This window comes from Flavobacterium sp. FlaQc-52 (genome assembly GCF_044007495.1).
GTDB lineage: Bacteria > Bacteroidota > Bacteroidia > Flavobacteriales > Flavobacteriaceae > Flavobacterium > Flavobacterium cupriresistens.
In genome coordinates this window covers 21,382-35,356 of sequence record NZ_JBIPCV010000010.1, presented here as the reverse complement: position 1 = coordinate 35,356, position 13,975 = coordinate 21,382, and the positions used below count along the sequence as shown (strand labels likewise).

The window sequence follows — 13,975 nt, the reverse complement described above, 5'->3', positions numbered from 1 at the left end:
TTTATGTTATTTTAAATTTTTTGAGTTTTTCAAATCATTGTTCTGATTTGATGGGACAAATTTAGAGCGAGTAGTTTTATAAATCAAATTGATAATTTTGTATCTTTATAAGATAAATTTATAATCATGACAATTCAACAGTTAAAATATATAGTAGCTTTAGACGAGGAGCGCCATTTTGCAAGGGCTGCAGACGTTTGTATGGTTTCGCAACCCGGATTGACCATTCAGCTAAAAAATCTCGAAGAAGAAATCGGAATTAAAATTTTTGATCGAAATAAAGTACCACTGACACCAACGGAACTTGGAAAAGAGATTATAAACAGGGCTAGGAAAATTTTGCGTGAGACGAATGAAATCCGCGATTTTGTGGTAAACGAAAAGAATATGCTGGAAGGGGAGTTGAAAATTGGCGTGATTTCTACCTTATCTCCTTATTTAATTCCGTTGTTTATTAAAACGATGAAAGAGGTTACACCAAAAGTTCATTTTATCATCAAGGAAGCCAATACGGGACAATTGATGCATGATGTAGAGACCGGTGCTCTTGATGTAGCGATTATGGCGACACCTACCGGAAATAAAAATCTGATGGAACATCCGATTTTTAAGGAGCCATTTGTGGCGTATCTGAATAAAGAACACCCGATGGCAAGTGAGGATTTTTATGAAATTCAACCGGGAGACAAACCCTTTTTATTATTGCTTCAGAATGAGTATTGTTACAATGCGCAATTATTGGATATCTGTGGTTTGAAAACACCGGGAAAAATAAAAGAGCAGTTTAGTTACGATATAAGTTCTATTGAAACGCTCAAAAATTTGGTTCGTGCGGAGTTAGGTTTTGCTATTATTCCGCAGCTTTCTATTTTAAACGAAAAGGAAAATACGCTTTTCAAACCTTTTAAAGACCCTAAACCGGTACGTGAAATCAGTTTTGTGGTATCGGATACTTTTTCTAAAAAGTTACTATTAGAAAAGATGAATGAAGCGATTTGGAGTTGTTTGCCGGAGGCACTTAAAGCTAATTTTAGCTATAAAAAAATTAGATGGAACGACTCTCCTTATTTTGTTGATGCGGTGAGTAAGTTTTAGATTTTTTGAACTCTATGTAAAAAAACAACCCCGGATTTATCAATTTTATATCTTTATAAATCAATTAAATAAGGAATCAAATGATTGAAAACTTTCCATTTTATTTAAGTCTTATTGTGGTCATTTTATTTTTAATAATGTTGGCCAACAAGATAAAAGTTGCGTACCCGGTAGTATTGGTTTTGGCTGGATTGGGAATTAGTTTTATTCCCGGAGTTCCGATTCTGCATATACAACCGGAGTTGCTTTTTATTATATTTTTACCTCCTTTATTGTATGAAGCTGCATGGGCAATTTCATGGAAAGAACTTTGGCGATGGCGACGTATTATTGCCAGTTTTGCTTTCGTCGTGGTATTTCTTACTGCAATGTCAGTTGCTTTTGTGGCGAATTATTTTATTCCGGGATTTTCACTGGCATTAGGTTTTTTATTGGGCGGAATTATTTCGCCTCCTGATGCCGTAAGTGCAGGAGCCATTTTAAAATTTGTAAAAGTGCCGAAAAGATTTTCTTCTATTTTAGAAGGAGAAAGTCTGTTGAACGATGCTTCTTCACTGATTATTTTTCGTTTTGCGATGATAGCGGTGGCAACGGGTCAATTTATTTGGTACGAAGCAGTGCTAAATTTTGGTTGGATGTTAATTGGTGGTGTTGGTATTGGTTTACTAATTGCATTCATTTTTATGAAAGCCCATAAATACTTACCAACCGACTCTAATATTGATATTGTTTTAACTCTTCTTGCACCTTATATCATGTATATGGCGGCCGAAGAAGTACACAGTTCCGGTGTATTAGCGGTTGTAAGTGGAGGCTTATTTTTATCGTATTACCGGCATCATTTTCTTAGCAGTCGCTCTCGTATAAGAGGCTCAAGTGTGTGGGAAAGTTTGTGTTTTGTTTTGAATGGCATCGTATTTTTATTAATCGGATTGGATTTGCCTGAAATTACAGAAGGTCTTGAAGGCGTTAGTATTTCAGCTGCGATTGGTTATGGTGTTTTGATTACTGCCGTGATAATTATAGCGCGAATTATATCTGCTTACGGCGCTGTAATTATTACGCTTATTGCCCGTAATTTTATTACAGTAGCTGATTCGAGACATCCGGGTTACAGAGTCCCGATAGTACTTGGATGGTCGGGAATGCGTGGGGTGGTTTCACTTGCTGCTGCCTTATCGATTCCATTGCATTTGGATAATGGAGAAATTTTTCCACAGCGAAATTTAATTCTCTTTATCACATTTGTTGTTATTCTGTTGACTTTGCTCATTCAGGGGTTGACTTTGCCTTTTTTAATACGAAAAATACATTTAAACGATCCTGATCAGGTAGTTCCCGAAGAGGAAACGGTAATTTTAATTCGAAGACAACTGGCAGAAAAAGCTTTGGAGCAATTATATACAAAGTATAGTGAAGTACTTAAGGAACAACCGGCCTTACAACAATTGGCGCGGAAATGGGAGGATAACAAACAAATGACCACTGATGTAACAATGGCCGAGGAATGTAAAGTGGTTTATATAGAAATATTAAGCGAACAAAGAGCCTGGCTGATTAACAGAAATAAAGAGGAGGCGACTCTGAATGAAGAAATCATTCGAAACCAATTGCGATATCTGGATCTTGAAGAGGAAAGATTGAGGTATATATGAATTCGGTTGAACTGCAGGTATTGGAGTTGTTTTGATTTTTTTCAAATTGAATAAAAAAGTTTGTTCGTACTAGAGATCGAAATAGGCCAAACCCAAATGTTGTAGTGTTTTTATAAATAGTATTCTGTGATCTGGAGAAAAATATTTTGAAGTTGATAATAGAAAGCTAAGAGCAAATCCTTTTTAATCTGAACTCGATTATTTTGCAGGATGTTAGTAAAATAGAATAGCACGCAGATTTTGCGGATTTTGCGGATTTTCGCGGAAGACAATAAAAAAAAGCAGCCTGGGTATAGCAAACAGGCTAAGCAAATCTGCGTAAAAAACAAAAGGATTAAAATAATTAGATAATCTGTCTAAATCCTTTTAATTAGGGGCAAAAAAAAATGTGGTAATTGGTGAAATTCATGGCAAAATACTCTAAAACAAGAAATACAAACAACGTGCTTATCAGTAACTTAAAAAAGAGTTAGATAGAATTTTAAGAAAGCACGTTTAGAACTTCGAATAGGAATTGTTGACTTTTGCAGAATAGTATTAAAACAGATAATTTCAGAATTAAATAGCACGCAGATTTAGCAGATTTGGCGGATTTTTGCAAGAAGCAAAAAAAAATAAAATAAATCTGCCAAATCTGCTAAATCTGCGTAAAAAAAGAATAAAAGAAAGATCGAAGCACACAAATTGAAATAACCTCATTACCAGTATCATAAAAAGAGTTGGATAGAATCAAACGAATTAAAAGGACTTTTTTTCACAGTAGAAAGATTACTATTTGCACTCAATTTTTAGTATTTGGCAATTTTTTGATTTGTTCCATAAAAAAAACCAGTAAAGCTAACTTTACTGGTCTTAATGAATTCAAGGGAAATTATCTAAATTGTAAGGGTTTATCGAATTGCAAATCTTAGTTTTAATCCCAAAGAAACCAATCTCACATCATTTGTAAATGGTGAATCCAATACCGTATTGTGCTCTAATTGAGCAGTTGTCCCGGGATTGTATTGAACCAGATGTTTACTGGTATTTCTGTCATATACATTATTCAATCCATAGTCTAGATATGCGCCCAGATAGATCGAACTTTTGTCTCCAATTATTTGTTTTACTCCGGTTTCAAAAGTGACAGAGTAAGACACTTCGGCATTAAGATCCTGTTTACCTACTTTTACATTATTTGTACTTCCGAATCCTGCGAAGGCTGGACCAAATAATTCGACATTATATTGTGGATAATAACCACTTGTCGTTAGATTTTGTATTGTGGATTCATAGCTTCCGTTTATGGCAAAACCTATTTTGGCTCCGGCTGCAACATACAATTTAGTTGTTCCGGGAGTTTCAAATTGAATATGAAGCGGAACATTGATATAGCCTAGCTTTTGCTCTTCTCTTAAATTGGTTGCTCTGAATCTAAATTGGAATGATTCCTTTTCAGAGTCAGTAGCCGCATAGCGCCCGGAGATCGTTTGAAATTTAGCATCGGTATTATAGGACTGGTATTCAGCACCAATTCCGATACTTAAATTTTCACTTAAATAATAGGCATAACGTAAACCGGCACTAAATCCGTTTCCTTCTACCAATTGACCGGAAGTCTTATAATCTAAAAAAGAGGAGGGACCACCGACTGCAATTGAAAACTCATGTTTTTTATCCTGACCAAAACTATTTAAGACGGAGCCTAAAAGTGCTGTAATCATCGATAACGATGTTATATAGTTTATTATATATTTTTTCATCTTAAAGTTATTTTATGCCGGTGCCGTTGTTGAAGCGGCACCGGCAGATTTTATTTATTTACAATTACTTTCAGTGTTTTTCTAACATTTGCAGTTTCAATAACTACAATATACATATTGCTCTCTGTTGCCAGAGGTAATTGTATTTCTGTTTTTACTGTCGATGATTTCATTGTTTTTACCAGTTGACCAGTAACAGTATATAAGCTTATCTGCATGTTCTGCAATTCCTCCTCAGGATAGTCAGCTTCAACAGTTACCACTTTCCCTACTTGAATTGGGTTTGGATAAACTTTAGCTGTTAGCGAGTTCACTACTGGAATCTTAGTAGGACATGTTTGCAGTACTTTTCCATCTTTAGTTGTCATTTTTACCATATAATCAGCAGTAGGATCTAACGTGTTGTTGATGTTATCTCCAGCTGAATAGTATTGACCTGTTCCAACTAATTGACCGTTTTTAAACCATTGGTAAGCAACAAATTCGTAACCACCATTTGTTTGTGGATTGTTGTTTACAAGAAGCACGTTATTAAATTTCTGACGAGCAATATCAAAGAAATTAAAAGGTTTTGATACTGTAATAGTGTAATTTTTAACAACGCTTGCATCTTCTGAAGTTACCGTAAGAACTTGATTGTAAATTCCCGGTTTAGGTAACGGAATAGTAAAAGTAGCAGCCGGACTGATAGTTGCATTTGATCCGTTTAAAGCTGAAATAGTAAGACTGTTTCCTTCGTCGCACGTCATCAAATAATTAATCTGTTGTGCCGGATTATCATAAACAGTAGTACCAATTGTCAGTTTTGTAAGATCGGCATTGTTGTTCATTATTACTAAATTCTGTGAAATAGATGTTGCCGGTAAATAATTACTGTCACCATCCTGATGAGCTGTAATAAGTATCTGACCTGATCTAATCATGCTTACTAAACCTGCGGCAGTAACAGTAGCCGGTGGTAGAGGAGAAGTAAATGTTGCAGAATAACGTATTGGCAAACCTGAGTCAGAGAAAGCTCCTAAAGTAAAATCGTTGATTGCTCCAAGAGTTTTAACCGGTAAAGCACCAAAAGTAATTTGTTGTGGAGCTTTATTAATGGTAAGATTTGCGTTTAGCGTAATTAGCGAGCAATTAGTTCCTGGTGCTGGTGATACAAATGCAGTAACCAAATAAGTTCCTGCGTCAATAGCACCATTTGCACTTCCTGTTATCGGCGATATAGTGTATAGGACACTAGCTCCAGCTGGAAGTCCTGCAACCTCAATAGTATGTAAACTTCCGTCAAAAGTAGCAGTAACATCACTTAAAGTTACACCTTCAATAGGTGAAGCAAGGACATTTAGTGTTTGATTTTGTGTTGAACTATTGCCATGACCATCATCATAAGTCCAAGTAATTACATAAGTTCCTACTGCGGTATAATTTAATGGGTCTGTTGTTGTGGCATTTATTGTTCCTGCACAAGTATCAGTTGCTGTTGGAATTGCAATTTCAGACGATGTAATAGCACAATAGTTAGTGATATCCGGTAAGTTTGTTACATTCGGTACCGGAGCTGTAGTATCAGGGTTAGTTGATATAACAGCTGTTTTTGTTAAAGTACATCCATTTGCATCTGTAATTACTACTGTATAGGTTCCGGCAGTTAATCCCGTTGCTGTATCAGCTGTTCCTCCAGTTGGTGACCAGATATAAGTGTATGGAGATGTACCACCAGCTGCGCTAACTGTTGCTGATCCATCAGCACCTCCAATACAAGTTACATTTGTTTGTGCAACTGTAGCATCTAAAGCTACTGGTTGAGTGATCGTAAAGCTTTGTGTACCTGTACAACCATTAGCGTCCGTTACAGTTACTGTATAAGTTCCTGCAGTTAATCCAGAAGCAGTGTCGGCAGTTCCGCCGGTTGGTGCCCAAGAATACGTATAAGCTCCAGTTCCTCCGGTTGCACTTACTGTTGCTGAACCTGTAGCAGCTCCGTTACAAGTAACATCTGTTTGTCCAGCTGCAGTCGCAACAATAGCGGTTGGTTGTGTAATAGTAAAGCTTTGTGTTGCGGTACATCCGTTAGCATCTGTTACAGTTGCTGTATAGATTCCTGCAATTAAACCTGAAGCCGTAGCCGCAGTTCCACCGGATGGTGACCATGAATAGGTATAAGTTCCAGTTCCTCCAGTTGCAGTTACAGTAGCAGATCCGTCAGATCCTGAGTTACAAGCAACATTTGTTTGAGAACCAATTGAAGCCACAAGTGCTGTCGGTTCAGTAATAGTAAAACTTTGTGTTGCTGAACATCCGTTAGCATCTGTAACCGTTGCTGTATAAGTTCCTGCTGTTAATCCTGAAGCTGTAGCAGCAGTTCCACCAGCTGGTGACCATGAATATGTATAAGCTCCAGTTCCTCCGGTTGCAGTTACAGTAGCAGATCCGTCAGTTCCTGAGTTACAGGCCACATTTGTTTGTCCTCCATCTGAAGCAACAAGTACAGTCGGTTCAGTAATAGTAAAACTTTGTGTTGTCGTACATCCATTAGCATCCTCTACAGTTACTGTATAAGTTCCTGCAGTCAATCCTGAAGCGGTTGCAGCAGTTCCTCCTGAAGGTGCCCATGAGTACGTATAAGTTCCAGTTCCTCCGGTTACACTAACAGTAGCAGATCCATTAGAACCTGAATTACAAGAGACATTGTCTTGAGCTGCTGCCGAAGCCACAAGGACTGCCGGTTCTGTGATCGTAAAACTTTGAGTTGTAGCACATCCGTTAGCATCTGTAACAGTTGCTGTGTATGTTCCGGCTGTAAGACCTGATGCTGTTGCAGCAGTTCCACCAGTTGGTGCCCATGAGTACGTATAAGTACCAGTTCCTCCAACTACATTCACAGTAGCAGATCCATTAGATCCTGAATTACAAGATACATTGGTTTGGCCTCCATCTGAAGCTACAAGAGCGGCTGGTTCAGTAATCGTAAAACTTTGAGTAGCTGAACATCCGTTAGCATCTGTAACAGTTGCTGTGTATGTTCCGGCTGTAAGACCTGATGCTGTTGCAGCAGTTCCACCAGCTGGCGCCCATGAATAGGTATATGTTCCAGTTCCTCCGGTTGCAGTTACAGTAGCAGATCCATTAGATCCTGAATTACAGGTTACATTGGCCTGTCCGCCATCTGAAGCTACAAGAGCAGTTGGTTCAGTAATAGTAAAACTTTGTGTTGCTGAACATCCGTTTGCATCTGTAACAGTTACTGTATAAGTTCCTGCTGTTAATCCTGTTGCTGTTGCAGCAGTTCCACCAGAAGGTGCCCATGAATAGGTATAGGTTGTAGTTCCTCCGGTTACATTAACAGTAGCAGATCCGTCAGCTCCTGAATTACAAGATACATTGGTTTGTCCTCCATCTGAAGCAACAAGTACTGTCGGTTCAGTAATAGTAAAACTTTGTGTGGTCGTACATCCATTAGCATCCTCTACAGTCACTGTATAAGTTCCTGCAGTCAATCCTGAAGCGGTTGCAGCAGTTCCTCCTGAAGGTGCCCATGAGTACGTATAAGTTCCAGTTCCTCCGGTTACACTAACTGTAGCCGATCCATTAGATCCTGAATTGCAAGATACATTGTCCTGAGCTCCTGCCGAAGCCACAAGGGCTGCCGGTTCAGTAATAGTAAAACTTTGAGTAGCAGTACATGCATTAGCATCTGTAACAGTCACAGTATAAGTTCCTGCTGCTAATCCTGAAGCCGTAGCTGCAGTTCCACCAGAAGGCGCCCATGAGTACGTATAAGTACCAGTTCCTCCAACTACATTTACAGTAGCAGATCCATTAGATCCTGAATTACAGGAAACATTGGTTTGCCCTCCATCTGAAGCTACAAGAGCTGCTGGCTCAGTAATCGTAAAACTTTGAGTTGCTGAACATCCGTTAGCATCTGTAACAGTTGCCGTGTATGTTCCGGCTGTAAGACCTGATGCTGTTGCAGCAGTTCCACCAGCTGGTGCCCATGAATAAGTATAAGTTCCAGTTCCTCCGGTTGCAGTTACAGTAGCAGATCCATTTGATCCTGAATTACAGGTTATATTGGTTTGTCCGCCATCTGAAGCTACAAGAGCGGATGGTTCTGTAATCGTAAAACTTTGAGTTGCTGCACATCCGTTGGCGTCTGTAACAGTTACTGTATAAGTTCCTACTGTCAATCCTGTTGCTGTTGCAGCAGTTCCACCAGAAGGTGCCCATGAATAGGTATAGGTTGTAGTTCCTCCGGTTACATTAACTGTAGCAGATCCGTCAGTTCCTGAATTACAAGATACATTGGTTTGTCCTCCATCTGAAGCAACAAGAATTGCCGGTTCAGTAATAGTAAAACTTTGTGTTGTAGTACAACCATTAGCGTCCGTTACAGTTACTGTATAAGTTCCTGCAGTTAATCCCGAAGCAGTATCGGCAGTTCCACCAGTTGGTGCCCATGTGTAGGTATAACTACCTGTTCCACCAGTTACACTAACAGTAGCTGATCCATTAGATCCTGAATTACAAGATACATTGGTTTGTCCTCCCTGTGAAGCTACAAGTGCTGCAGGTTCAGTAATAGTAAAACTTTGCGTTCCAGTACATCCGTTAGCATCTGTAACAGTTGCAGTATAAGTACCTGCAGTTAATCCTGCTGCTGTATCGGCTGTTCCACCAGTTGGTGCCCATGAATAGGTATATGCTCCAGTTCCTCCGGTTGCACTTACAGTAGCTGTACCGTTGGCTCCTCCATTACAACTCACATTGTTTTGCGCTGCTGCACTTGCAATAATAGCAGTTGGCTCTGTAAGAGTAAAACTTTGAGTTGCTGAACATCCGTTAGCATCTGTAACAGTTGCAGTATAGGTTCCGGCTGTAAGCCCTGTTGCTGTAGCAGCAGTTCCGCCAGCTGGTGCCCAAGAGTAAGTATAAGTTCCAGTTCCTCCGGTTGCAGTTACAGTAGCAGATCCAGTAGCACCCCCATTACAAGCGATGTTGGTTTGCGCGACAGGAGCCGCAACAATAGCAGTTGGTTCTGTGATCGTAAAACTTTGAGTAGCCGTACATCCGTTAGCATCTGTAACAATTGCTGTATATGTTCCAGCTGTCAATCCTGTTGCTGTTGCAGCAGTTCCGCCAGTTGGTGTCCATGAATAGGTATAAGTTCCAGTTCCTCCGGTTGCACTTACAGTAGCAGATCCGTTAGCTCCTGAATTACAAGATACATTGGTTTGTCCTCCATCTGAAGCTACTAGTAAAGTTGGTTCAGTAATAGTAAAACTTTGTGTTGTAGTACATCCATTACCATCTTCTACGGTTACTGTATAAGTTCCAGCTGTCAATCCTGTCGCTGTTGCAGCAGTTCCGCCAGTTGGTGCCCATGTGTACGTATAAGAACCCGTTCCTCCAGTTACACTAACTGTTGCTGATCCATTAGATCCTGAATTACAGGAAACATTGGTTTGTCCTCCATCTGAAGCAACAAGTGGAGCAGGTTGAGTAAGAGTAAAACTTTGAGTTGCGGTACAACCGTTTGCATCTGTAACAGTTGCGGTATAAGTACCTGCAGTTAATCCTGCTGCTGTTGCAGCAGTTCCTCCAGATGGCGACCAGGAATAGGTATAGCTACCTGTTCCTCCAGTAGCACTTACAGTAGCTGAACCGTTAGCACCTCCGTTACAAGATACATTGGTTTGCGCTGCTAAAGTTGCAACAATAGCAGTTGGCTCTGTAAGAGTAAAACTCTGAGTTGCTGAACATCCGTTTGCATCTGTAACAGTTGCTGTATATGTTCCGGCTGTCAATCCTGATGCTGTTGCAGCAGTTCCGCCAGAAGGTGTCCATGAATAGGTATAAGTTCCAGTTCCTCCGGTTGCAGTTACGGTAGCAGATCCGGTAGCACCTCCATTACAAGCGATGTTGGTTTGTGCGACAGGAGCCGCAACAATAACAGTTGGTTCAGTAATGGTAAAACTTTGCGTAGTAGAACAAGTATTGGCATCTGTTACCGTTACAGTGTAGGTACCTGCTGTAAGTCCTGTAGCCGTAGCAGCAGTTCCTCCAGTTGGTGCCCATGAATAGGTATAGGTTCCAGTTCCTCCGGTTGCACTTACAGTAGCAGATCCGTTAGCTCCTGAATTACAGGAAACATTCGTTTGACCTCCATCTGAAGCTACAAGTGAAGCTGGTTCTGTGATCGTAAAACTTTGCGTAGTAGAACAAGTATTGGCATCTGTCACCGTTACAGTGTAGCTACCGGCAGTTAATCCTGAAGCCGTAGCAGCAGTTCCGCCAGCTGGTGCCCATGAATAAGTATAAGAACCTGTTCCTCCTGTTACACTAACAGTAGCCGTTCCATTAGCTCCTGAATTACAAGATACATTTGTTTGTCCTCCATCTGAAGCTACAAGTGCTGCAGGTTCAGTAATAGTAAAACTTTGCGTTCCAGTACATCCGTTAGCATCTGTAACAGTTGCAGTATAAGTACCTGCAGTTAATCCTGCTGCTGTATCGGCTGTTCCACCAGTTGGTGCCCATGAATACGTATATGCTCCAGTTCCTCCGGTTGCACTTACAGTAGCTGTACCGTTGGCACCTCCATTACAACTCACATTATTTTGAGCTGCTGCGCTTGCAATAATAGCAGTTGGCTCGGTAATAGTAAAACTTTGCGTTCCAGTACATCCGTTAGCATCTGTAACAGTTGCAGTGTATGTTCCGGCTGTAAGTCCTGCTGCTGTTGCTGCAGTTCCACCAGCTGGTGCCCAAGAGTAAGTATAAGTTCCAGTTCCTCCGGTTGCAGTTACAGCGGCAGATCCGTTGGAGCCTCCATTACAATTTACATTAGTTTGTGCTGCTGCACTTGCAATAATAGCCGTTGGCTCTGTAATAGTAAAACTTTGTGTTGCTGTACATCCGTTGGCGTCTGTAACAGTCGCAGTGTATGTTCCTGCAGTCAATCCTGTTGCTGTTGCAGCAGTTCCGCCTGCGGGTGCCCAAGAATAGGTATAAGTTGGAGTTCCTCCTGTTGCATTAACAGTAGCAGATCCGTTAGCTCCCAAATTACAGGAAACATTGGTTTGCCCTCCATCTGAAGCTACAAGTGCAGTTGCTGGTTCTCCTATAACAAATGTTCTGGTTGTCTGACACGTATTATTATCCGTAACAGTTACGGTATAAGTACCTGCTGCTAAACCAGTAGCCGTTGAACCGGTTCCACCGGATGGTGCCCAAGAGAAAGCATAAGGAAATGTTCCACCGGTTGGAGTAACACTTGCTATACCATTAGCACCTCCGTTACAAGATACATCACTGCTGGATCCTGTAGCCAGACTAAGTGGCGCTGCTGGTTCACCTATGACAAACGTTCTGGTTGACTGACAGGTATTATTATCGGTAACTGTTACCGTATACGTTCCTGCTGTTAAACCTGCAGCCGTTGATCCGGTTCCGCCGGACGGTGCCCATGAATAGGTATAAGGAAATGTTCCACCAGTAGGAGAAACACTCGCTACACCGTTAGCACCTCCGTTACAGGATACATCACTACTAGATCCTGTTGCCAGACTAATTGGTGCTGCTGGTTCATTTATAACATATGTTCTGGTTGACTGACAGGTATTATTATCGGTAACTGTTACCGTATAAGTTCCTGCTGTTAAACCTGCGGCCGTTGATCCGGTTCCACCTGAGGGTGCCCAGGAGTAAGTGTAAGGAAATGTTCCTCCGGTAGGGCTAACGCTAGCCACACCGTTGGCACCTCCGTTACAAGATATATCGCTGCTAGATCCTGCTGCCAGACTAAGAGGTGCAACTGGTTGACCTATTATAAATGTTCTGGTTGCCTGACAGGTATTATTATCAGTAACTGTTACCGTATAAGTCCCTGCTGCTAAACCTGCAGCAGTTGAACCCGTTCCTCCTGATGGTGCCCATGAATAGGTATATCCGGGTGTTCCACCGGTAGGCGTTACACTTGCTACACCATTTGAACCTCCGTTACAAGACACATCGCTGCTGGAGCCTGTTGCGAGACTAAGTGCTGCAGCCGGTTGTCCAATATTAAATGTTCTGGTTGCCTGACAAGTATTGGCATCTGTAACTGTTACCGTATAGGTACCTGCTGCTAAACCGGAAGCAGTAGAACCTGTTCCTCCAGATGGTGCCCATGAATAGGAATATCCGGGTGTTCCACCGGTAGGTGTCACACTGGCTACACCATTATTACCGCCATTACAGGATACGTTACTACTTGATCCGGTAACTAAACTAATAGCTGTGGGTTGTGTAATATTATATGTTCGTGTTATGATTGTGCCTTCACTATCAGTAATAGTAAGGGTATAAGTATTCGCAGCTAAACCGGTAGCTATTGATCCGTTACCTCCTGAAGGTGCCCAAGAATAGGTATAACCTCCGGAGCCTCCCGTTACAGTTGCTGCTCCTACACCATTATTACCTCCATTACAGGAAACATTACTAGATGGTGTTGAAGAAGTGTTTAAAGCTGCTGTTGTTGTAAATGTTAAATCATTCCCATAAGCGGTACCTCCGCTATTCTTAGCATAAGCTCTATAATGAATAAGGGTTGATGGGGGAAAGGAAGAAACGATACCTGAGTAGATTCCCGTTCCTGTTCCGATTTGGAATTTATTGTTGGCAGTAGTCGGGTTGACTGCTGTGCCCCAAACGATTCCTCTTTCTATAGTAGCATCACCACCATCGGCTGTTACATTACCACCCATGGTGGCTTTTACAGATCCGGTACCTGTTGCTGTTGTAGTACTTACTGTTGGTGCTACTGCACCATTTGAAAATGTAAAATTATCCACAGCAAAATAACTATAGTTGCTGCTTAATTGAATTTCAAGCTGATCGATAACGACAGCTGTATTATCTGTACCTCCTTCGGTAGCAAAGTTGAGAAATAAGAAACCATTACCTGGTAGCGCCATGCCTAAACTAGCGCCGGTCGTATTTTTTACTACTGTAAATTGGGTAACACCGGCAAGTTTACCTCTGAAAGTGACTGAGCCGGCCGCTCCATCACTTGTAACACCTGCAGTGAAGCCAGCGTTACCGGTCAGGAAAATCCATAAATTACTTAGTTTAAAACTGCCTGTACCATCAGAGATCGTACCGGTTTGTCCGAGACCACCTCCTGCAGCTGCATTTTGAACCTGAATGTATTGGTTCGAGCCGTTATAACCAGTACCCGCAAAGGATGCAGCAGTGAAGCTAAGGTAGTTACTGCTTAGGTTGAACGTTTTCGCTCCGTTTGTAAAACTGGAAGCACCTACAGTGGCAGTTTCAAACGTTTCTGTAGTTTGCGCGGCAATATGATGCACCGCAAAAAAGAGAAGGATTAATAATAAGTAGAGTTTTTTCATAATTTATTAATATTAAATTGATCTGTTAGCATTACTGTATGATATTTTAACTTATATTTCTAATTTGAATCAGAATAATATATTAAGGTTGTAA

General features: G+C 40.9%; 4 protein-coding genes. 2 read left to right on the top strand and 2 right to left on the bottom strand.

Annotation, left to right across the window (positions count from 1 at the left end; genetic code table 11):
- Positions 1-126 precede the first annotated feature (126 nt).
- On the top strand, positions 127-1,095 hold the full coding sequence (locus tag ACHRV5_RS16755; protein WP_395427501.1) for a LysR substrate-binding domain-containing protein: 969 nt from the start codon (positions 127-129) through the stop codon (positions 1,093-1,095).
- Between the two features lie 80 nt (positions 1,096-1,175).
- Entirely contained in the window at positions 1,176-2,750 is a 1,575-nt protein-coding gene (locus tag ACHRV5_RS16750) for a Na+/H+ antiporter (protein WP_395427500.1), read from the top strand.
- A gap of 890 nt (positions 2,751-3,640) precedes the next feature.
- Here ACHRV5_RS16750 and ACHRV5_RS16745 read toward each other — a convergent pair.
- Positions 3,641-4,492: an outer membrane beta-barrel protein gene (locus ACHRV5_RS16745; RefSeq protein WP_047777320.1), complete on the bottom strand. Its 852-nt coding sequence runs from the start codon at positions 4,490-4,492 to the stop codon at positions 3,641-3,643.
- 50 nt (positions 4,493-4,542) lie between these two features.
- Positions 4,543-13,881 carry a T9SS type A sorting domain-containing protein gene (locus tag ACHRV5_RS16740; RefSeq protein WP_395427499.1) on the bottom strand — a complete coding sequence of 3,113 codons (9,339 nt, stop codon included), beginning with the start codon at positions 13,879-13,881 and terminating at the stop codon, positions 4,543-4,545.
- Positions 13,882-13,975 lie beyond the last annotated feature (94 nt).